This window comes from Paenibacillus sp. EKM211P (assembly GCF_011066175.1).
Taxonomy (GTDB): Bacteria; Bacillota; Bacilli; order Paenibacillales; family Paenibacillaceae; genus Paenibacillus; species Paenibacillus polymyxa.
Genome location: NZ_JAAMNS010000004.1, coordinates 361608 through 381817, shown reverse-complemented (window position 1 = coordinate 381817; position 20210 = coordinate 361608). Strand labels below are relative to the sequence as shown.

Annotated in this window: 18 protein-coding genes; 10 read left to right on the top strand and 8 right to left on the bottom strand. The window is 48.3% G+C overall.

All coding sequences use genetic code 11. The features are described 5' to 3' along the window. Nucleotide 1 precedes the first annotated feature (1 nt). A complete protein-coding gene (locus tag G9G57_RS10085) occupies nt 2-1450 on the top strand; it encodes an aspartate ammonia-lyase (protein ID WP_164964892.1) in 1449 nt (482 codons plus the stop codon). Next, nucleotides 1437-2690, top strand: a complete 1254-nt coding sequence (hydF, locus tag G9G57_RS10080) for a [FeFe] hydrogenase H-cluster maturation GTPase HydF (RefSeq protein ID WP_164964891.1) — start codon at nt 1437-1439, stop codon at nt 2688-2690. The genes G9G57_RS10085 and hydF overlap by 14 nt, the downstream gene beginning before the upstream one ends. 99 nt (nt 2691-2789) lie before the next feature. Here hydF and hydG read toward each other — a convergent pair whose 3' ends face one another. The 3 genes from hydG to G9G57_RS10065 form a co-directional block, all read right to left on the bottom strand. After that, nucleotides 2790-4202: a [FeFe] hydrogenase H-cluster radical SAM maturase HydG gene (gene hydG / locus G9G57_RS10075; protein WP_016822149.1), complete on the bottom strand. Its 1413-nt coding sequence runs from the start codon at nt 4200-4202 to the stop codon at nt 2790-2792. A gap of 49 nt (nt 4203-4251) precedes the next feature. Continuing rightward, nucleotides 4252-5304 carry a [FeFe] hydrogenase H-cluster radical SAM maturase HydE gene (hydE, locus tag G9G57_RS10070; RefSeq protein WP_258196268.1) on the bottom strand — a complete coding sequence of 351 codons (1053 nt, stop codon included), beginning with the start codon at nt 5302-5304 and terminating at the stop codon, nt 4252-4254. Between the two features lie 254 nt (nt 5305-5558). After that, on the bottom strand, nt 5559-7175 hold the full coding sequence (locus G9G57_RS10065; protein WP_107733450.1) for an alkaline phosphatase: 1617 nt from the start codon (nt 7173-7175) through the stop codon (nt 5559-5561). 240 nt (nt 7176-7415) lie between these two features. On the opposite strand from G9G57_RS10065, the gene G9G57_RS10060 reads away from it, so the two are divergent. Beyond that, nucleotides 7416-8333, top strand: coding sequence for a LysR family transcriptional regulator (locus G9G57_RS10060; RefSeq protein WP_017427573.1), 918 nt, complete (start codon nt 7416-7418; stop codon nt 8331-8333). A gap of 336 nt (nt 8334-8669) precedes the next feature. Here G9G57_RS10060 and G9G57_RS10055 read toward each other — a convergent pair whose 3' ends face one another. The 5 genes from G9G57_RS10055 to G9G57_RS10035 form a co-directional block, all read right to left on the bottom strand. Then, complete coding sequence (locus G9G57_RS10055) at nt 8670-8810, bottom strand: hypothetical protein (RefSeq protein ID WP_016822153.1); 141 nt, start codon at nt 8808-8810, stop codon at nt 8670-8672. Between the two features lie 80 nt (nt 8811-8890). Then, nucleotides 8891-9688 (bottom strand): hypothetical protein, encoded by a 798-nt coding sequence (locus G9G57_RS10050; RefSeq protein ID WP_107733449.1) that lies wholly within the window; start codon nt 9686-9688, stop codon nt 8891-8893. A 74-nt stretch (nt 9689-9762) separates the two neighbouring features. Further along, nucleotides 9763-10182, bottom strand: coding sequence for a hypothetical protein (locus G9G57_RS10045; RefSeq protein ID WP_016822155.1), 420 nt, complete (start codon nt 10180-10182; stop codon nt 9763-9765). Between the two features lie 235 nt (nt 10183-10417). Then, nucleotides 10418-11698: a helix-turn-helix domain-containing protein gene (locus G9G57_RS10040; protein WP_107733448.1), complete on the bottom strand. Its 1281-nt coding sequence runs from the start codon at nt 11696-11698 to the stop codon at nt 10418-10420. A 21-nt stretch (nt 11699-11719) separates the two neighbouring features. Further along, entirely contained in the window at nt 11720-12538 is an 819-nt protein-coding gene (locus G9G57_RS10035) for a carbon-nitrogen family hydrolase (RefSeq protein ID WP_016822157.1), read from the bottom strand. 176 nt (nt 12539-12714) lie between these two features. On the opposite strand from G9G57_RS10035, the gene G9G57_RS10030 reads away from it, so the two are divergent. The 7 genes from G9G57_RS10030 (at nt 12715) to G9G57_RS10000 (ending at nt 20091) form a co-directional block, all read left to right on the top strand. Then, the gene (locus G9G57_RS10030; protein ID WP_164964890.1) at nt 12715-13896 is read left to right on the top strand and encodes a pyridoxal phosphate-dependent aminotransferase; all 1182 of its coding nucleotides are present in this window, start codon (nt 12715-12717) and stop codon (nt 13894-13896) included. A gap of 241 nt (nt 13897-14137) precedes the next feature. Continuing rightward, entirely contained in the window at nt 14138-15343 is a 1206-nt protein-coding gene (gene proB / locus G9G57_RS10025) for a glutamate 5-kinase (protein WP_016822160.1), read from the top strand. A 12-nt stretch (nt 15344-15355) separates the two neighbouring features. Next, nucleotides 15356-16648, top strand: a complete 1293-nt coding sequence (locus G9G57_RS10020; protein WP_107733446.1) for a glutamate-5-semialdehyde dehydrogenase — start codon at nt 15356-15358, stop codon at nt 16646-16648. Nucleotides 16649-16686: 38 nt separating this feature from the next. After that, nucleotides 16687-17553 carry a pyrroline-5-carboxylate reductase gene (gene proC / locus G9G57_RS10015; protein WP_107733445.1) on the top strand — a complete coding sequence of 289 codons (867 nt, stop codon included), beginning with the start codon at nt 16687-16689 and terminating at the stop codon, nt 17551-17553. Next, entirely contained in the window at nt 17550-18761 is a 1212-nt protein-coding gene (locus G9G57_RS10010; RefSeq protein WP_107733444.1) for a 2,3-diketo-5-methylthiopentyl-1-phosphate enolase, read from the top strand. Before proC ends, G9G57_RS10010 begins: the two co-directional genes overlap by 4 nt. After that, nucleotides 18758-19435, top strand: coding sequence for a 2-hydroxy-3-keto-5-methylthiopentenyl-1-phosphate phosphatase (locus G9G57_RS10005; protein ID WP_107733443.1), 678 nt, complete (start codon nt 18758-18760; stop codon nt 19433-19435). The genes G9G57_RS10010 and G9G57_RS10005 overlap by 4 nt, the downstream gene beginning before the upstream one ends. Beyond that, complete coding sequence (locus G9G57_RS10000) at nt 19435-20091, top strand: methylthioribulose 1-phosphate dehydratase (RefSeq protein WP_016822165.1); 657 nt, start codon at nt 19435-19437, stop codon at nt 20089-20091. The genes G9G57_RS10005 and G9G57_RS10000 overlap by 1 nt, the downstream gene beginning before the upstream one ends. The last annotated feature ends 119 nt before the right edge of the window (nt 20092-20210 follow it).

The window sequence follows — 20210 nt, the reverse complement described above, 5'->3', positions numbered from 1 at the left end:
CATGACTCCGTCTTCTCCTCTGGTCAAAGTTATGCGGACCGAACGGGATGCACTAGGAGACATGAAAATTCCTATGGATGCCTTGTACGGTATTCATACCGCACGTGCGATGAACAATTTTGCAGTCAGCGGCAGGCCCGTGAACAGAAATCTGATTCACGCTCTTGTGTTGGTAAAAAAAACCGCCGCTCAAGTGAATGGTGAGCAGACCCGGTTGTCTGCCCACCGGGTCTCTGCCATTGTAAATGCCTGCGATGAATTACTCGCAGGACGGCATCAAGATATGTTTACCGTGGATGCCATGCAAGGCGGCGCAGGCACCAGTACCCATATGAACGTAAATGAGGTCATTGCTAATTTGGCCATTGTACAGCTAGGGGGGCAGCCAGGACAATACGAGCTTGTACATCCGCTGGATGATGTGAACTGCTGCCAATCTACGAATGATGTATATCCCACGGCGCTACGAATTGCAGCGATACGCCTGCTGCGCCCTTTGTGTGACACGATGTCTTCGTTGCAAAATGCTTTACAGCAAAAAGAAATAGAATATGCCGACCTGCTCAAGCTAGGTCGCACACAGCTAATGGATGCCCTGCCTATGATGGCCGGGCAAGGCTTTGGCGCCTACGCAAAAGCTATAGGGCGTGACCGTTGGCGCCTCTATAAAGCCGAAGAGCGGCTACGAGAAATCCCTATTGGAGGCACGGCGATTGGCACAGGTATGAATGCGCCTCGGGCTTACAGCTACCGGATGATCGAAAAGCTGGCGGACGAGACTGGATTAGGGCTATGCCGTAGCGACCACCCCATGGATCCGATTCAAAATATGGATGTCTTCGTCGAGGTGTCAGGTCTACTTAAATCCGCCGCGGTAAATCTGCTCAAAATATCTAGCGATTTTCGTCTGCTAGCCTCTGGTCCTTTCGGTGGTATCGGTGAATACCTGCTACCTCCGGTCCAAGCTGGTTCCTCTATTATGCCTGGCAAGGTCAATCCGGTGATGGCAGAAATGGCCGGATTGACAGCGATGCGTGTGATGGCCGAAGATGCGGCTATCACGATGGCTGCTGCCTCTGGACAGCTGGAGCTGAACGCGTTCCTGCCGTTGATTGCCGAATCGCTGCTGGAATCGCTGCATATTCTCACCAATGCCGTTCAACTGTTCGAGGAACGGTGTGTGCGCGGTCTGATCGTACAGGAGGAACGCTGCTCTGCTAATCTGCACAGCTCAGCTGTGATGGCCTCCGCGCTGGTCGCTGAGCTTGGCTATGATGAAGCTGCTTCCATTGCATCAGCAGCCATTGCACAGGGTCGCACACCAGAGGATATTGCAGAGGATCGCGGTCAGCTGACCCGTGCGCGGATTGACCAATTGTGCCATCCCTATACCGTAACCAAGCCCGGAATTCCGGGGCAGGAAGAAGGAACTCACCATGGGAATGAATGATACTCCAAGAAGTAACCGACCACATATCGTTCTGCTTGGTCGCCGAAATGCAGGCAAATCCAGCATTCTGAACGCCTTGACCGGCCAGCCCGCCGCTGTGGTATCACCTATAGGAGGAACGACTACGGACCCTGTTTTCAAGCCGATGGAGCTACTTCCTGCGGGTCCCATTGTTCTGGTGGATACCGCCGGACTGGACGATGAGGGTGAGATCGGGGAGTTGCGCCGCAACAAAACGCTAGAAATACTTAATAGTACAGACTTGGCTCTGCTGGTCATCGACGCCACTGTTGGAGTCGGACCATTCGAGTACGAGCTGCTCGAGAAGCTACGCACCAAAAAGATTCCTGTCATTGGTGTACTAAATAAAATAGATACCCTTGCTGAATCAGATCCAATGGCTGCAACGCTGGAGACCGAATTGAATCTCGCACTGATTCCTTTCAGTGCATCTGTGCTCCGAGGGGACGCAGAACTGAAAAAGGCCATCACAAATACACTCCCCCAAAACGAAGATCGCTTTCGTATCGTAGGTGACCTGTTGTCACCCGGCGATCTGGTCGTGCTGGTGGTTCCCATTGATAAAGCTGCGCCAAAGGGCCGATTGATTCTGCCGCAGCAGCAAACGATCCGTGATACGCTAGAGAGCGATGCCATCGCTGTCGTGACCAAAGAGCATGAGCTACGTTTGACGCTGGAGCGACTGGGACGCAAGCCCAGCCTGGTCATTACCGATTCACAGGTCTTTATGAAAGTCGCGGCCGACACGCCCAAGGATATACCACTTACCTCTTTCTCCATTCTGTTTGCCCGTCACAAAGGCGATCTGGACGAACTGGTGCGAGGTGCAAGAGCCATTGAACGTCTCAAGGACGGAGACCGTGTACTCATTGCCGAAGCCTGTACTCATCAATGCCAATCTGACGATATTGGTCGAGTGAAAATTCCACGTTGGCTCCGTCAAACGATAGGTAAACGCCTCATTATTGAGCATGCATCCGGCTCCAGCTTTCCTGATGATTTGAGTGAATATGCATTGGTTATTCATTGCGGTGCCTGTATGCTCAATCGGCGTACAATGCTTCACCGAATGTCTGAAACGAAAGCGGCCGGCGTGCCGATTGTGAACTATGGTGTGTTTATCGCTTATGTCCAGGGGGTCTTCCCCCGGGCTATTGAATGCTTTCCATCTGCTATGCTGGCCTGGGAGCAAGCCGCTGAAGCAGGAAGTTATTCTTAAAATCTCGTCATTAATATTCTCTTCTCTAGACATACAAAAGCAGCCGCGCTGATTCCAACGCGACTGCTTTTTATTTTCAAATGCTATTATTATCAATTGCTAAAAATACAAATCGCGCTCGCCTGCTTCTAATCGTTCAAGTCTGTCAAGCGTCAAACGGCGCGTTGATTCACGTGGTATACGCTCCAGATTTTCACGCAGAGCAGCAGCTCCCAATTCACGTGCTTCCTCATCCCCATAATCCAGTAGATATTCTTGGAAGGTCAGCAGCGAATTTGGCTGGCACACATTGTGAATTTGTCCGGATTTGGCAAGTTCCATGAAGCGATCTCCGGTTCGTCCCTCACGGTAGCAAGCTGTACAGTAGCTTGGCATATATCCGCCACGGCACAAACTTTTAATAATTTCCGATGGAGAGCGATGGTCTCCCACCTCAAATTGAGGCTTATCTTCCGTCTCCTGTTTTGCATAGGCGCCTACGCCTGTAGCTGATCCAGCACTAATCTGTGACACGCCTAAACCAATGACACGGTCTCTATATTCCGGCTCCTCGCGCGTAGACAGGATCATCCCAGCATAAGGGACAGCCAGTCGAAGAACGGATACAATTTTCATAAAATCATCGTCGTTGACCAGGTACGGATATCGCTCCAGATCTACATTTTCAGCCGGACGCAATCGTGGAACCGAGACCGTGTGAGGCCCACAACCAAAGGTTTCTTCCAAGTGCTCTGCATGTTTCAGCATGGCTACTGTTTCATACCGGAAATCATACAAGCCATACAACACACCGATCCCCACATCATCTATACCCGCACGCATAGCCCGGTCCATTGCGGTGGTGTGCCAATCATAATCCCGTTTGGGTCCCTGCAGATGAAATTTGCGATAGCTCTCCCGATGATACGTTTCCTGAAATAAAATATACGTACCAATACCCACCTCTGCCAGCTTCCGATAGTCCTCCTCGGTTGTAGATGCAATATTCACATTAATCCGCCGAATGCTGCCGTTATCTACCTTGACCTCATAGATCTGGCGCAGACAATCGACGATATAATCAATGGGACAATGGACTGGGTCTTCCCCCGCTTCTAATACAAGTCGCTTGTGTCCCAGTTCTTGAAGCACTCTAACCTCCTCCACCAATTCCTCCGGGGTCAGGCGGCTACGCGCAAAGCTATCATTGGTATGCTTATACCCACAATATTCGCAGTTATTAACGCAGTGGTTGCTTACATATAAAGGAGCGAACAGCACAATCCGGTTGCCATAAATCTGCTCTTTGACGGCCCGCGAAGATTTGAACATCTCTTCCAATAATTCAGGATCATCTACATGCAAAAGAGCCGCCGCTTCACTTGCATTCAGCCCGCGGCAGGCTCTACCCTTTTCTAAAATTTCCAAAATGCGTTGTCGATTTGTTGCCTCTTGTTTCCCCTGCTCCACTGCGGCCATTATCTCTGCTTCATTAATAAAATCTGCCGACACTTTCTCCCGTACTCCACTCACGTATACCCATCTCCTTATTTATGGTTACTGCAATGTTTCCGTCACGTTCTCACACGGTCCCCTGTCTCATAAGCTGTCGTTGCACTCTCAAACTATCGCCGCGCCCCATATCGACTTCAAATCCCGCTCCACGGATTCGCAGCTCCAAGCAATGTCTACATTGGGCAGACTCATCGCCCAAACATATTTTATTCTCATAAATCGCATACTTAGGCCTCACCGCCAGTGGCGACAAATTAGGCATCACCACATTCGCTCCCGCCTGAAGCGCCTTCTCCCTTCCCTGGGGATGAATCGTCCCCATGGCCGTGGATGCCGGAATAAGCGCATCTGGAACGACCAACCGGGATAATGAAATGATATCAAGTGCCTTTTCCATGCTCCCCTGGCTGGCCTCACGAAGCGGCGTATTGCTATGTGGTAAAAAGGGGCCAATCCCGATCATATCTGGCGACAGGCTATGCAAATAGACCAAATCATCTGCTAATTCACTGTTCGTTTGTCCCGGCAATCCCACCATACATCCAGCCCCGATCTGAAAGCCGATCCGTTGCAAAGCCAGCAGCCGGCTACGCCTGCTTTCGATCGTCATCGTCGGATGCAGCTTGGCGTACAAACTGGGTGAAGCTGTCTCATGCCGGAGCAAAAAACGGTCCGCGCCCGCCTCGTATAGTTGCTCATAAGTTTCGTCATCCCGTTCACCGATGGACAATGTAACCGCCACATCTGCAAAACGGCTTTTAATTTCCCGAATTAGTTTCGTCAGCCGGGCAGCCGTAAACCAGTAATCTTCCCCACTTTGCAAAACAAAGGTCCGATAACCCAGTTCATACCCCTCCGCGCAGCAGGCCAGAATTTCTTCCGGCTGCAAACGGTAACGGTCTGCCTGTTTATTCGAAGCACGCAGCCCACAGTACATGCAATTCTGACGACATATACTTGAGAATTCAATTAATCCTCGTAAAAAAACACCTTTGCCATAACGCTCCAATTTGGTGCGAGCTGCCAGTTGGCGCAGTTGTGCTCGTAGCGTCGGCTCACTATCCAGACGTGTCAGCAGCTCCGTCATTTCCGTATGCGTCCATTCCTTGCCATCAGCCAGACGCAGTAATAATTCGTCCGTGACTCATCCCTTCTTCCCTCGTCCATCCGGACTATACATCATCAGTGGCTTATATCGTACATGTATTATTCTAGCAACATCAGAGAGAATATAACGTGACTAGTTTCACAAAAAATCCCATTTTCTGAAAACCAATTTCATTCTCACCTTAAAAACTACATATTCATCTCTACACACAAAAAAAGCTGTTCCTCCGTTATAGAAGAAACAGCTTCTCTCGATAGGTCTATTTATCACTGAATCAAATCAATCGCCTGCTGGGGTACAAAATAATCAACGCCGTTAAATACGACTACACCGTTGAGCGTAGAATTTTTACCATTCAGTGTAGCAATATTTTTGTATACTGGAAGCTCCAGCTTGTTACTGCCTTTGGTCACCGTAATGACTTTCGTGTCCGCAGTAAACTTGGCTCCTTTAGCTTCAAAAGCGGCTTTTGCAGGAACAAACAGTTGCTTGCTGACTGTATCCAAATCCAGTCCAAGTACACGTGTCATATACTTATTTACATCTGTATTGTCGATGACACCGGATGGACGGTCACCGTTCGGCGCGTACGTGTACAACACGACATCACCCCCTGTGTGTCCACCTGTAGTCCAGCCAATATTGGCGCGTTTGCTAATAATTGGTCCGACGGCATAGTTCATGCTGCCTTCTTTGGCATCTTTAATTGTTTTTACTTCTTCGTCTGACAAATCGGTGATGCCAAAATACGTGGAAAGCACCTCTTTAATATTGCTGCGATCTGCATTCAGCTTGGATTCCAAGCCTTCACCCGTCAGCTTCGCTTTTTTCAATGGGTCTATAAAAGAAGCTAAAGGCGTTTTGTCATAATTGCTAGTTGTATCACTGCTACCAATCGTCAATCCACCGTTTCCGTGGTCTGTCACTGCTACGACGACAGTATTTTGGTTTTGCTTGGCGTAATCAAGAGCAACCTTCACTGCATCGTCAAATGAAAGCACGTCACTAATAATTCCCGTTGGATCATTAGCATGTGCAGCCCAATCCACTTTACTGCCCTCTACCATTAAGAAAAAGCCTTTATCATTTTTGGATAACACATCAATGGCTTTCGTTGTCATTTCTGCCAAGCTAGGTTCCTTCGATGCATCGCGATCCAGGTCATATGCAAGAGCTTCAGGAGAAAAGCTGCCCCAGAGCTTGCTGGAGATCGAATTTTTCAGCCCTTCAGGTGTTGTGACAAAATCATAGCCCTGGTCTTTAATTTGAGCAATTAAATCTTGGCCGTCCTTACGCCCTGCTGGCTCCAAAAACTTGCCGCCTCCACCTAACACAACGTCAACTCCATTGTAGGCTTGTTGCATGCTGAGTGCATCATAATTTTTGCGGTCAGGATAATGTGCGGTAAAATCAGCTGGTGTCGCATGCATAATCTCCGAAGTAGCAATAATTCCGGTTGATTTCCCTGCTAGCTTGGAAGCCTCCAGAATGGAAGCTACAGGCTTTTTGGCGTCACCTGCTGCGATCGGTTGCTGTCCGGGCATCGTTGCTTCATCTGGAAGAACGCCTACATACCCAGTATGTGACTTATGTCCTGTGGCAAAAGCTGTACCCGCCGGAGCAGAATCGGCAATCGGTGCATCCGCAGAATGTGTACGCACCATCCCGCTTGCCATGCTGTCTAACGTTAAGGATGATCCCTTGTACCATCTAGCCAATGCAGTAGCGTCATTAGCCATGCCGTCTGGAATCAGAATAATTACATTTTTAATTGTCGTGTCCTTCTCGACTGCCATCGCTGTCCCGCCGCTTACGGTTAGCATCATCGTCGCTAGGAGTGCAGCTACCGATTTTTTCGTATGTATCCCCCAACATTTTAGCATTCATTTTCCTCCCAGACCTTTTTTTGTACAACCAGAACTAAGATTAATTATGTTTTATCAGGAGAATGTTAAGGGAATTAATTATCTATATTAAAAGACTCTATTTGTGAAAAAACGCTTCATCTTATATAAAACTTGTGACACATGAGATTCGTTAGGATTGGGCATTTAATTTTATTATTGTATAATCAGTCTATGATGTAATAGGAAAAGCTTATAAGATAAGGAGTATGAAATTCGATGGAATTCAGACAGCTTCAGTACACCCTGCAAATTGCAGCGGAAAAAAACTTCTCACGCGCAGCAGAAAAACTGCATATCGCTCAGCCTTCGTTGAGCCAGCAATTGTCCAAACTGGAAAAAGAGCTTGGTGTACTGTTATTTCAACGCAACACCAGCACGGTGGAACTAACACATGCCGGAGCAAGCTTTGTGGAAAAGGCAAAAAAAATAGTCGACGCGGTGGAACAGCTCCGACAGGAAATGGACGATATCTCTCAGTTGAGAAAAGGGAAGGTCGTCGTTGGCAGTATGCCTATCACGGGCTCCCATTTGCTGCCACATGTGCTGCCTGTATTCAAGAGGGCTCATCCAGACATTGAAATCGTGTTAGTCGAAGATTCATCCATGAATCTGGAGAAAAAAACGGCAAGTGGCGATACCGATCTCAGCCTGCTCTCTCTTCCTCTAGTAGAACCTACACTTTCTTATGTACCCATCGGTGAAGAGTGGATTGATCTCGCTGTTCCTCCAGGTCATCCCCTAGCCCTGCGTAAAAACGGTAATCAGCCGCAACCAGTGCACATGGAAGAACTTAAAGACGAGCCTTTTGTCGTCCTGAAAAAAGGGCAAGGCTTTCGCAAGCTGACGATGGATCTGTGTCATCAGGCAGGCTTTGAACCTAATGTGGTGTTTGAAAGCACCAATATGGAGACACTCCAATCGCTCGTAGCGACAGGTATGGGAGTGACGCTCGTTCCCCGTTTTATCGCCCGCGCCGCCAGCAGCGAGTTTGTTCCAGCATTGCTGCCACTAGCCGAACCTACCCCCAGCCGTACCCTGGCGATTGCTTACCGGAACGGACGTTATTTGTCTAAAGCTGCCGAAGCTTTTATTGATACCTTCCGAGAAACGGTCAAGCAACTTTCTCAAAAGTAGCATCGAACGTGAAAAGGACCGTCTTCCTCCCCAGCCCAAGCTAGAGAGGAAGACGGTCCTGGGGCTTCGCCCCTATACTTTCAATACGGCATTTAGATCACGGGTTCGATTACACTGTTGCGATTGCTTCCCTCTGTCTTCAACGAACCACATTTCATGTTCATTTGAAATCCATGTCAGCCTCGCCTGATTACTCTACACTTGCTCGGAAACTCCACTTTATCCATCCCGCATCACTTCTTTCCTTAAGGTCTCTAGTCTTGGTATCCAAGAATGTCCTACCTCAGTTCCAATGTGCTGTGTGATCCCAAAGTGCCTGTCCTCGCCTTGTTGTGATCAGGGTCTCCCTACATGGGGTGGACTTTTATCCTGATCATAGCCCATTTCAAAGTTGTTTCCGACAACCTGTCTATTTAAGCCTCTCGGCCGTGACAGGCCATCCCTATTCGCCAGTTCGGATCTACTTTGGTTATCCATCGTTATCAACCTCCTGGTGTCGGGATACTATTATAATACACCTATGGGCTGTATCTGAAACAGATTCAACGATTTTTTTATCAGGATGAACCAAATGCTTGCTGCACGTCGGCTTCACTCACTTGTGTTTTAATAACCAGTTTCGAAGGATCTTGAGGCGAATATATCACCTCTATAATACTTCCCTGCTGCAGTTTGGATAGTTGGGAAGAAAAAACTTCCTTTTGCGTGGTTACATTAAATGTCTCGCCGTTGCTTTTCGTTATTGTCAGTGTAAACTGAAGCTTGATTTTATTGGGCCCCGCTTCACCCATGGGTGTGACATCCATTATCTTTGCATAGGCCTGTTCACCGGTTTTGGCAATTTCCATCAGCTCAGGCGATACGCCCTGCTTGACCATTTGCTCATTCATTAACGCTTGCAAATCCATTTGCGACACCTGACCTTTCAGGTCAAGACCTACCTTCATTTTGTCTTTCTCAGATACGATCAACGGAATAATCGAGCCTGGCTGAAATTGAGCCATGGAGGTCAAAGGAATAATCGTCGTCAAAGCAGTATCATATTTGTCTTCACCCTGTTTGGTTACGGTCAACCCGAGCTTTACCTGCGGCTGATTGTTTACATATGTCCCTGTTTGTTGAACACTTGTAATGATTCCAACCCCCGGAACACCCTTCTTGACTTTACCGCCACCAAAAAACAAACCTAAAATACCCGGTAGAAATATAAGCGCAAAGCCTGTATAAATTAACGGCCGATACCACGGGGCTCCCATAATTAAAAATGGATCATCCCATAAATATTCAGCCAGAAAAGGCGAAAATCCTACCCCAAACACCAGAAGTACCCCGATCAAACTCAAAAATCCTTTCATTCTCCAAAACCCCTTTTTCAATCATTTATTTAAAAAAATGTGCTCGCAAGAATGGTGAAACGCCCGCCAATCATTTACGCTGTCACCAGCCCCATATAAATCAGCTCTGATGGATTTGCCGGATTGCTACCCAGACCCACCACATCTCCAGGTCGCGGAATTTGCAGCTTAGATACGAGCGTTTCCAGCGTTTTTTGGTATCGATTGCCGCTAACTTCCGTCACATCTAGTACAAGCACCACAATCGGATCAAAATTCACGAGCTTCCCGGTATCTGTTACCGAAATCACAACCGCAGTTGCTGCCATCGCCAAGCCTCCGTTAGCCGCCGTTTGAGCTTGTCTTGCCGAGTTTAAGCTCTGGTTGATCTGTTCCCGATGCTCTTTGGGGACCAGACCTTTCATAAATAATCCGGACAAGCCCTTATTCATCAGTTGATCTGCATGTTCTATCGCATCCTGCTGTTTTTTCTTCTTACCGAAAAAGTTCATCATGTGGTTGCACCTCATATTTTGTATTGTTGTACCTTATGAATTCAGTATAGAAGACGGTATCCAACACCACAATACGTTTTGACGCATACAAAAAAACCGAAAAAACAGCAGCTTTAAACTGTTTTTTGTCGGTTTAGTTTTGAGCTTTGGGGCGGTTTGCACAAAATTTTGCGCACTTCAGAGCATTCTTTTGCACGATCATCTGAATGTTTTGTGAAAAACGAGTGCATTCAGCCTATTTTTTACGCAAAAGATAGACCAGCTTACGATAATACGCTGATGATTCTTTATAGCGACGACTGTCCTCGGATACTACAGCCAGCGTTTCATATAGTTGCTCAAGCCGCGCTGGATGCTGGAGAGTTTCAAAATAAGGCAAACATTGCAGAGCATGCGTCCAAAAAGTATCCTGTTTTCCCTGGGCAAGCGCAAGCTGGCTTTCATAAAAATCAAGCCCCATTTGCTGATCCGTTGTCAGATTAGTTTTACGTAGCTGATCCAGATGCTGTGAGAGCAGTCCCCAGTTTTTTCGGGCAAATGCAATCTCACAACGGTATATCAGCGTAACGGGCAGCATCATTTGTTGCATTTCCTCTCTCTCCCGACTCACCAATGCTTCAAAACGCACTACTTCTTCCAAGGCCTTATCCAGCTCGCCAATCGATGTCAGCATAATAATCCGATTGTTCAGGATCGTCGTAAGCATATCTGCCGCATTTTCCAAATAGACCAAATTCGCCTCCGCCATAGACAACGTTAACAGTGCTTCCTGTACAGAACCCATAGCAAAGCAATATCCGCTATAAGTCACGTACAGGCCCGTCAGACGGTGAAAGAGCCGATCATCATATACCCTGCGCATTGTTTGCTCAAACACCTGTTTGGCCTGATCAAATTGCTTGACCTGAATGCAGGCCTCCATCATAATGTTTTGCGCATTCAGCCAGTTTTCGGTTCCCTCATCCACCAGGCGGATGAGCTGCGTAACGTTATTTAGTACATCATAATAATGATTTTTAGAGCGGAAATATTGAATTTTATAAAATAAAATTGCTTTTTTTAGTGGTGCGGGCAACTCCACCTCATCCGAGCGACCAAACCTCTCCAAATAAAAATTCAAATAGGTTTGATGCAAATATTCATAGGCTGTTGGGTCATTTAGCTGCTGGTAATAAACAGCCTTCATCAAATAAGTCGTCATTTCCACCACGAGCGAATCGTTGCGATCCTCCAACTGATCCACATAGCTTTCCGTAGCGGGATTAGCCAGCTTGGACAGCTCTGTGAAAATCGTATCCGCTGTAGCCAGCGTCTCCTCATCCTCTGCCGATGCACGTAATAGGTAGGAAGATTGTACACCTAGACGTTCAGCAATTTGCTCAGCTAAATCCTCAGCCAGCGGGTAACGGTCAGCCAATATATTCGCAAAATGTGCAGGTGTAACTAATCCATCTACTAACTCTTTACGGGATAGGTTTTTCTTTTTACACAAAAATTCAATGCGTTCCTTAAGCATGGATTATCCTTTCTATACTGACTATCGGTCATACAGCAGGGGACGCCGATCTTCAAACACTGGAATACGCCCACGCACGTCCTGAACCAAGGCAGACTCAATTGAGCCTGTGAGAATCTCCTCCTGCTCTCCGCCCTCGGCAATCATTTCTCCCCATGGATCTATGATAAGCGAATGCCCGAAGAAATCGGTATCTCCACTACGACCTACCCGGTTACAAGCAATGACATACATCTGATTTTCAATAGCCCGTGCGGTCAGCAGGGTACGCCAGTGGTGAAGCCGGGGATGAGGCCATTCTGCAGGTACGATCAGCAAATTTGCGCCAGACAGGGCCAGACTGCGAGCCAGCTCAGGAAAACGGATATCGTAACAAATTGACGCCCCAGCCTGTATTCCGCCATCCAGTGCGAATACAACTTTCTCCTCGCCAGGCTGTAAATATTTCTCTTCATCCATAAGTCGGAACAGATGAATTTTAGAATACGACGCTACCTCTTTGCCTGTACGGTCAAAAACGAGCATCGTATTGTATACATGACCGTCGCTTTTTTTCTCTGCGATCGACCCTGCTACTACATTCACTTGATAAGTGGCGGCAAATGCCGCTATCCATGCCCGAGTCTCCGTCCCCTCTTCGTCCGCCAGCTCATGAATGCGATCCAAGGCATAACCTGTATTCCACATTTCCGGTAGAACAATCAGATCTGGCTTTTGTTCGGCCTTTACCGCTTGTTCCATTAAAGAACGGATATGATTGTGGTTTTCGGGAGGATTTCCTATCTCTATATGAGCTTGTATAAGTGCCACACCGAATGGCTGAGCTTCCTGATACGTCAAAGTTCTTCATCCTCTCTATGAGCCGGAACTTCCCGTGTCCCATTGTCCGGTATTTTCTCCCATCATAGCCCGATTAGTCTGGATTACGCAACCATACAAGCTCAATTCCCCCTATACAACTCGGTAAAATCGTGATAGATTGTTTCTTAAACTATTCCAAAAGGTCGTGTACATTGATGACTCATTTTTCTATTCCCTCGGCTGACGTCATGAAACAGTTACCCACTCAATTTTTTGCCACACTTGTACAAAATGTAAACCGTGAAATTGCAGCAGGGCATGATGTCATTAATCTCGGACAGGGAAACCCGGACACTCCTACTCCATCTCATATTGTAAAAGCTTTACAGGAATCAGCGGATAACCCGCTGTATCATAAATATTCTCCTTTCCGCGGCTACAGCTTTCTCAAAGAAGCCATCGTCCAGCGCTATCAGGAGGATTACGGTGTAACGCTTGACCCGGAAAGCGAGGTCGCCATCCTGTTTGGCGGAAAAACAGGCTTGGTTCAGCTACCGCAAGTTTTGCTCAATCCCGGCGATGTGTGTCTCGTCCCTGATCCCGGCTACCCGAATTACTGGTCTGGCGTAGCCTTGGCTAAAGCGGAAATGTCATTTCTCCCCTTAAAGGAAGAGAACCATTTTCTGCCTGATTATGAAGCCATTTCCGAAGAAGATCGCCGCCGCGCCAAATTAATGTTCCTTAATTATCCGAATAATCCCACTGCGGCAACTGCCCCACTCTCCTTTTACGAGGATACGGTTGAATTTGCGCTACGTAACGGTATTGTGGTTGCCAGTGATTTTGCCTATGGCGCTATTGGATTCGATGGCAAGCGGCCTGTAAGCTTCCTACAGGCCGAGGGGGCTAAGGATGTGGGGATTGAGTTCTATACCTTGTCCAAAACATACAACATGGCCGGCTGGCGTGTTGGTTTCGCGTTCGGTAATGCCAAGATCATCTCGCTGATTAATTTGCTACAGGACCATATTTATGTAAGCCTGTTTGGAGGTATTCAGGCAGCAGCGGCGACAGCTCTGACGTCCTCACAGGAATGCGTAACCGAGCTGGTTGCTCGCTATGAATCACGCCGCAATGCTTTTTATGATGCCCTTGGTCAAATAGGCTGGAAGGGGACGCGTCCAAGCGGCTCCTTCTTCAGCTGGTTGCCTGTGCCGCAGGGCTATACTTCGGCTTCTTTTGCTGATCTGCTACTGCGTGAAGTCAAGGTAGCTGTCGCTCCAGGGATTGGGTTCGGTAGCGGCGGCGAAGGATATGTGCGAGCAGGGCTTCTGAGCTCAGAAGCTCGACTGGCCGAGGCGGCTGATCGAATTGGCAAGCTAAACCTGTTTGGTTAAGCCGTATTTTCCAGCTACAACTTCTTTGCCAAACCTAGTCTTTTCGTGGTATTCTGTATCCAATATCATTTAGCGCGTTGAAGGGACTATTAAGAGAGGCTCGGTCCTGTTCAGAGAGTAAATTCCGATAGGCTGCAAGAATTTACCTGGACTCTCTCCCAACTCCTATCCCCGAGCGCCCTGCGCAATCAGGCGGTCCCTGCCGTTAACAGGTTTTAAGTGGGATGATCATGAATCATCAATGAAGGTGGTACCGCGGAAGCACAAACTTTCGTCCTTTGCATACAAAGGATGGAAGTTTTTTTGCATTAAAAAGAGTAAAATTAAGGAAGTGGACGTCTTGTCAACACGTATCGTCATTAAAATCGGTAGTAGCTCCCTGACTGGAGTGGAAGGTGGCCTGAATCGGGAAGCCATCGCTTATTTTGCTAGGGAAATCAGCTTGCTTCGTGCAAAAGGCCATGAAGTGTTGCTGGTTACATCAGGTGCTGTAGCTGCCGGATTTCGGGAGATTGGGTATCCCTTTCGGCCCAAACTGCTGCATGAAAAGCAAGCAGCAGCTGCCGTCGGCCAAGCTCTTCTCATGCAAGCCTATGAGCAGGCTTTTAAAAATTTTGACCTCGTAATCGCGCAGGTTCTGCTGACCCGTAGTGACTTTCTGAGCCGCAAACGGATGAACAATGCCGGAATGACTGTAGAAGAATTGCTGCGCCAGCAGGTTATCCCGATTTTTAACGAAAATGACACCGTATCGATTGACGAATTGAAATTCGGCGATAATGATATGCTGTCTGCACTAGTTGCCAATCTGGTCAAAGCCCAGCATTTGATTATCATTACGGATACCGATGGCGTATATACGGCTGACCCGCGCAAGCATCCAAACGCTGTACGTTTTGAACGTATCGAGGAAATTACAGAGGAGATTTATGCATTAGCCGGAGGTTCTGGATCAGCAGTAGGAACTGGCGGCATGCGATCCAAAATCGAGGCTGCCAAAGTGGCTACACGCGGCGGTGTGCCTGTATATGTGGGACGGGTAAGCGAAAATGGTGATCTAGACGCAGCCGTCGAAGGACACGGACCAGGCACTTATTTTGATACTCACCTCTCCTCACTGCCGATGAAAAAACAATGGCTTGGATTTATGTCCACCCCTTTGGGCTCGGTGCATGTAGACCAAGGGGCCGAAGAAGCGTTAGTACACGGAGGACATAGTCTGCTTCCGGTTGGCGTACGACGTGTCGAAGGCAGCTTTCATGCTGGAGATGTCGTTGAGGTACTGGGACCGGAAAATAAGGTATTAGGACGCGGCATCGTCAATTATGATGATGAACAGCTTAAAATGGTACAAGGTTTACCTAGCGGTGAGGTTGTGGGCAAAATTGGTCCCATCCATCGGCTTGAGGTGATCCACAGGGATGAATGGATTACATTATGTATGTAGGGAGGCCATAATATGAGTGATTTAACGACAAACACAGCAATAACAGAGGATAACCAGTTCAGCGAAGTACGAACCAAAGCAAGTCTCGCGAAAAAAAGTGCCGGGGTTATGAACCGACTGACTACAGCACAAAAAAACGAAGCATTGCTTGCTATGGCTGAAGCTCTAGTAAACCATGCAGAAGAGCTGATTGCAGCGAATCATAATGACCTGAAACGTGGACGGGAACTGGGAACGTCCGAATCACTGCTCGACCGCCTCAAGCTGACCGAGGAGCGAATTGGAGCTATTGCTGAAGGATTGCGGCAAATTGCGGTGCTACCTGATCCGGTCGGCGACACGCTTGAGCAAATTGAACGTCCGAATGGTCTGCGGATTGAGAAAATACGTGTACCGCTGGGTGTCATCGGCATCATATATGAAGCGCGTCCAAATGTGACCGTGGATGCAGCGGGCCTGTGCTTGAAAACAGGCAATCCGGTTGTGCTGCGCGGGGGTTCGGCTGCTCTCTCCTCCAACCGCAAGATCATTGAAGTGCTACAGCAGGCGCTAGACGCAACAGCCGTGCCACGCGAGGCGCTTCAACTCATTGAAGATTCAGACCGTGCCTCCGTCAACGAAATGCTCACCTTGAACGGCTTGCTGGATGTGATTATTCCACGCGGCGGGCGTTCACTCATTCAAAATGTTGTGCAAAATGCTACCGTGCCTGTCATCGAAACCGGGGCTGGCGTATGCCATACGTTCTTGGACGCTACAGCGAATGTAGAAATGGCCGAAGCGATTACACTCAATGCGAAGGTACAAAGACCGTCCGTGTGCAACTCGATGGAAACACTGCTCGTACACTCGGATTATGCTCAAGCACATTTAACAGGATTGGCTGAACGTTTTCGTGATGCTGGGGTTGAGCTGCGCGGATGTGCACGGACACGAGAACTAGCTCCTTGGGCTGTCTCTGCGACGGAAGAGGATTATGGCACTGAGTACAATGATTACATTTTGAATGTAAAAGTCGTAAACAATTTGGACGAAGTACTGGAGCATATTGCCCGGTATGGCACGATGCATTCAGAGTGTATTGTTACTGAGAATAAAGCTCATGCTGAGCGTTTTCTGCAAGAAGTGGACGCGGCAGCCGTGTACCACAATGCATCCACCCGCTTCACGGATGGCTTCGAGTTTGGATTTGGTGCCGAGATCGGAATCAGCACACAAAAATTACATGCCCGCGGCCCTATGGGATTGCCTGCCTTGACTTCAACCAAATACCGCGTGTACGGTACTGGACAAATCAGGGAATAATATCATAAATCAATCCGTATCTTTGGAGGTATGAATCCATGTGTGAATCACAAACAAAGGTGTTAATTAACGAGCAAATTACGTTTTTCGGTGCAGGTTCAATGGCTGAGGCTATTATTCGTGGGATGACGAATCGTTCTGTCGTTAAACGTGGCGGTATTACCGTCATCAACCGCAGTAATCAGGCTCGTCTTGAAGAACTCCAACAGCAATACGGAGTATTGTTCCAAACTGAGGATGCAGCCAAAACGGAACTGCTGCGTCATTCTCCAGTGATCGTGCTTGCCATGAAGCCTAAAGATGCTGCCGGGGCACTTGGACAGCTCGGTCCCCTTCTGTCAGATGAACAGCTGATCATTTCGGTCATCGCCGGGTTGTCTATTCGTACCATGCAAACGTTGCTTGGTCGCAAACAGCCAATCGCACGGACGATGCCCAACACATCCAGTTCGATTGGACTGGGAGCCACAGGCATCAGTTTTTCCAAGGAGATCAGCGAAACTCAACGTAAAAACGTGCTTACGATGTTCGAATCCGTAGGTACAGTAACGGTTATAGAGGAAGAGAAAATGGATGTACTGACCGGCATTTCCGGAAGCGGTCCTGCCTATGTCTACTACTTAATGGAGGCCATGATTGCTGGGGGAATCCGCGGTGGCTTGACTCCTGAACAAGCGCATGAACTAACAGTGCAAACTGCGCTTGGCGCAGCACGCATGGTCCAGCAAACCGGAGAGGAGCCTTCTGCCCTTCGTCAAAAAATCATGTCTCCTAATGGCTCCACGGTAGCTGCATTGGAAACACTGGACAAAGGTGACTTCTACGAAACGGTGATTGCGGCGGTGCAGCGCTGCGCTGAACGATCCCGCGAGATGGGAGCTGTACTTAAGGAGGGAATTGAGTGAGCTATTGCCTGGCGACCTACCGAATATACGATGACAAAGCTGATTTTAAGCAAAAGGCCCAATCTATTGCCATCGGCATGACGGTGGGCAGCTGGACTGAGCTCCCGCAGGCCAAGCGGGATGCGATGCAAAAGCATCTCGGCTCTGTTCAATCTGTGGATATTCACGATGGAGGTCCCGGTGAGCGGTACGCCGACTTAACGATCGCTTACCCGGATGTCAATTTCAGCCGTGATATTCCCGCATTGTTGGTTACGGTCTTCGGCAAAATTTCGATGGACGGCCGAATTAAGCTGACGAAGCTGGGTTTCTCGGAAGCATTCCTCTCTGCTTTTTCAGGTCCGAAATTCGGTATCAGCGGCTTGCGTGAGCAGCTTGGCGTGTATGACCGGCCTCTGCTCATGAGCATTTTCAAATCCGTAATTGGGCTCAATTTGGACGAACTGCGTGAACAGTTTACCCGTCAGGCTCTCGGCGGCGTTGATCTGATCAAAGATGACGAGATCTTGTTTGAAAATGGGATGACGCCGATTGAAAAACGTGTCGAAGCCTGTATCCGGGCTGCCGAAGCGGCTGAACGTGAAACTGGTAAAAAGCTGCTGTATGCCGCTAATTTAACCGGTCCAACCTCGCAGCTCAAGACGCAAGCCCTCAAGGCTATTGACGCAGGCGCGAACGCGTTACTGTTTAACGTGCTGGCCTATGGTTATGATGTGCTGCATGAGCTTAGCAGCGATCCCGCCGTTTCGGTACCGATTGCAGCCCATCCTTCATTAGCAGGTGCTGCATACCCATCGCCTCATTATGGTATATCGGCGTCCGTCCTGCTTGGTCAGCTTATGCGGCTAGCTGGTGCTGATCTCGTTCTCTTCCCTTCCCCCTACGGCTCAGTGACAATGCCGCGTGAGGAGAACATGGCGATTCGCGACGAGCTGATCACCCCTGCTCTACCGCTGAAGACCAGCATGCCTGTCCCTTCCGCAGGGATACACCCAGGTCTGGTGCCACTCATTGTACGCGACTTTGGTACTGATGTGGTGGTTAACGCCGGGGGCGGTATTCACGGACATCCACTGGGTACGGAAGCTGGTGGGCGCGCTTTTGTGCAGGCGATTGAGGCGGTGCAGCAGAATGTCCCGCTGGCCCAATACGCCCGCACTCATCCTGAGTTGCAATCTGCGCTCGACACGTGGGGAGGCGAACGATGAGCACAGCCAAGAAGCCTGTCATTTTTTGTGATTTTGACGGGACCATTACGAACAGTGATAATATTGTCGCTATTATGAAGCATTTTAAGCCTGTGGGCTATGAGCCCATCATGCATCAAATCGTGAACAGGCATATGTCCATTCGTGAAGGCGTAGGTGCGATGTTCGCCTTGATGCCTTCGAAGCTTAAGGAAGACGTTATCTCATATGTACTTGGACAAGCGGGTATACGTCAGGGCTTTGCACGCTTTTTGGACTTTGCACGAGAGCAGCAGATTGAATTTTTCGTTACTAGCGGCGGCATTGATTTTTTTATTGATCCATTGCTAGAACCGTTCGGCATCCCCCAGGATCACATTTTTTGCAACGGAGCGGATTTTTCCGGGGCTCACATCCAGATCACGTGGCCGCATCGGTGTGAGGAGCCGTGTAAGAATGACTGTGGCATGTGCAAAACGACCGTCATTCGTCAATACCCTCCCGAGCAATACGAACGGATTTTGATTGGCGACAGCCTGACAGATTTTGAAGGAGCTAAAATTGCCGACCTTGTGTACTCCCGCTCACATCTGACATTAAAGTGTCAAGAGCTTGGCGTACCGCATGTACCCTTTGAGACATTTGACGATATTATCGAGGATTTAAAGCAAAAACAGGAGCAGGGGGTACTGTAATGAGTTTTAACTTGGCAGACATTTCGTTTGAGGAAAAACGCCGTTCACTGGAAGAACTCGCTGATGTCAAGGAGCTATTCGCCTCTCGCAACTGGTTCCCAGGTACAAGCGGTAATCTGTCGATCCGAATTGGTAATTTTCACCCAGAACAATTTTATTTTGCAGTCACCGCTAGCGGCAAGGATAAGACCAAACGTACTCCTGAGGATTTTCTGTTCGTAGACCAATACGGAAAAGCGGCAGAAGCCACAAACCTCAAGCCAAGTGCAGAGACGCTCATCCATTGCGAAATTTACCGCCTGACAGGCTGTGGAGCAGTTTTTCATGTGCATACCGTATTTAACAACCTGATTTCCGAATATTACGGCGAACAGGGCTTTGTACCTGTGCAAGGCATCGAGCTCATTAAGGCTTTTAACATTTGGGAGGAAAATGCCGCCATTCAGATTCCCGTACTGCCAAATTATGCTGACATCGCCTCAATTGCCAAGCTAGTACCAGACGTGCTGAATGATCAGGTTCCAGGCATTTTATTGCGTAATCATGGCATTTATGCATGGGGTCGTGATGTGTTTGAAGCTAAAAAGCATCTGGAGGCGTTTGAATTTCTGTTTGAAACGACCTATCGCTCCTTGCTACTGAAAACTTCAAAATGAATAAATTATATATATTAAAGATGCGTATCATTGAATGGTAAAAGTGGTCATTGAATGAATATTGAGAACGGTACCTAGCGAAAGCACGGAACGTTCTTTTTTATTTAAAAAAAGCAACC

Bases quoted from the DNA above. Each gene is read 5' to 3' on its own strand.
- proB (WP_016822160.1), top strand. From the start codon at position 14,138: ATGAAGGTGGTACCGCGGAAGCACAAACTTTCGTCCTTTGCATACAAA.
- G9G57_RS10020 (WP_107733446.1), top strand. From the start codon at position 15,356: ATGAGTGATTTAACGACAAACACAGCAATAACAGAGGATAACCAGTTC.
- G9G57_RS10050 (WP_107733449.1), bottom strand. From the start codon at position 9,688: ATGAAAGGATTTTTGAGTTTGATCGGGGTACTTCTGGTGTTTGGGGTA.
- hydF (WP_164964891.1), top strand. From the start codon at position 1,437: ATGGGAATGAATGATACTCCAAGAAGTAACCGACCACATATCGTTCTG.
- G9G57_RS10040 (WP_107733448.1), bottom strand. From the start codon at position 11,698: ATGCTTAAGGAACGCATTGAATTTTTGTGTAAAAAGAAAAACCTATCC.
- G9G57_RS10055 (WP_016822153.1), bottom strand. From the start codon at position 8,810: ATGGATAACCAAAGTAGATCCGAACTGGCGAATAGGGATGGCCTGTCA.
- G9G57_RS10085 (WP_164964892.1), top strand. From the start codon at position 2: ATGACTCCGTCTTCTCCTCTGGTCAAAGTTATGCGGACCGAACGGGAT.
- G9G57_RS10065 (WP_107733450.1), bottom strand. From the start codon at position 7,175: ATGCTAAAATGTTGGGGGATACATACGAAAAAATCGGTAGCTGCACTC.
- G9G57_RS10030 (WP_164964890.1), top strand. From the start codon at position 12,715: ATGACTCATTTTTCTATTCCCTCGGCTGACGTCATGAAACAGTTACCC.
- G9G57_RS10005 (WP_107733443.1), top strand. From the start codon at position 18,758: ATGAGCACAGCCAAGAAGCCTGTCATTTTTTGTGATTTTGACGGGACC.
- G9G57_RS10000 (WP_016822165.1), top strand. From the start codon at position 19,435: ATGAGTTTTAACTTGGCAGACATTTCGTTTGAGGAAAAACGCCGTTCA.
- G9G57_RS10060 (WP_017427573.1), top strand. From the start codon at position 7,416: ATGGAATTCAGACAGCTTCAGTACACCCTGCAAATTGCAGCGGAAAAA.
- proC (WP_107733445.1), top strand. From the start codon at position 16,687: ATGTGTGAATCACAAACAAAGGTGTTAATTAACGAGCAAATTACGTTT.
- G9G57_RS10045 (WP_016822155.1), bottom strand. From the start codon at position 10,182: ATGATGAACTTTTTCGGTAAGAAGAAAAAACAGCAGGATGCGATAGAA.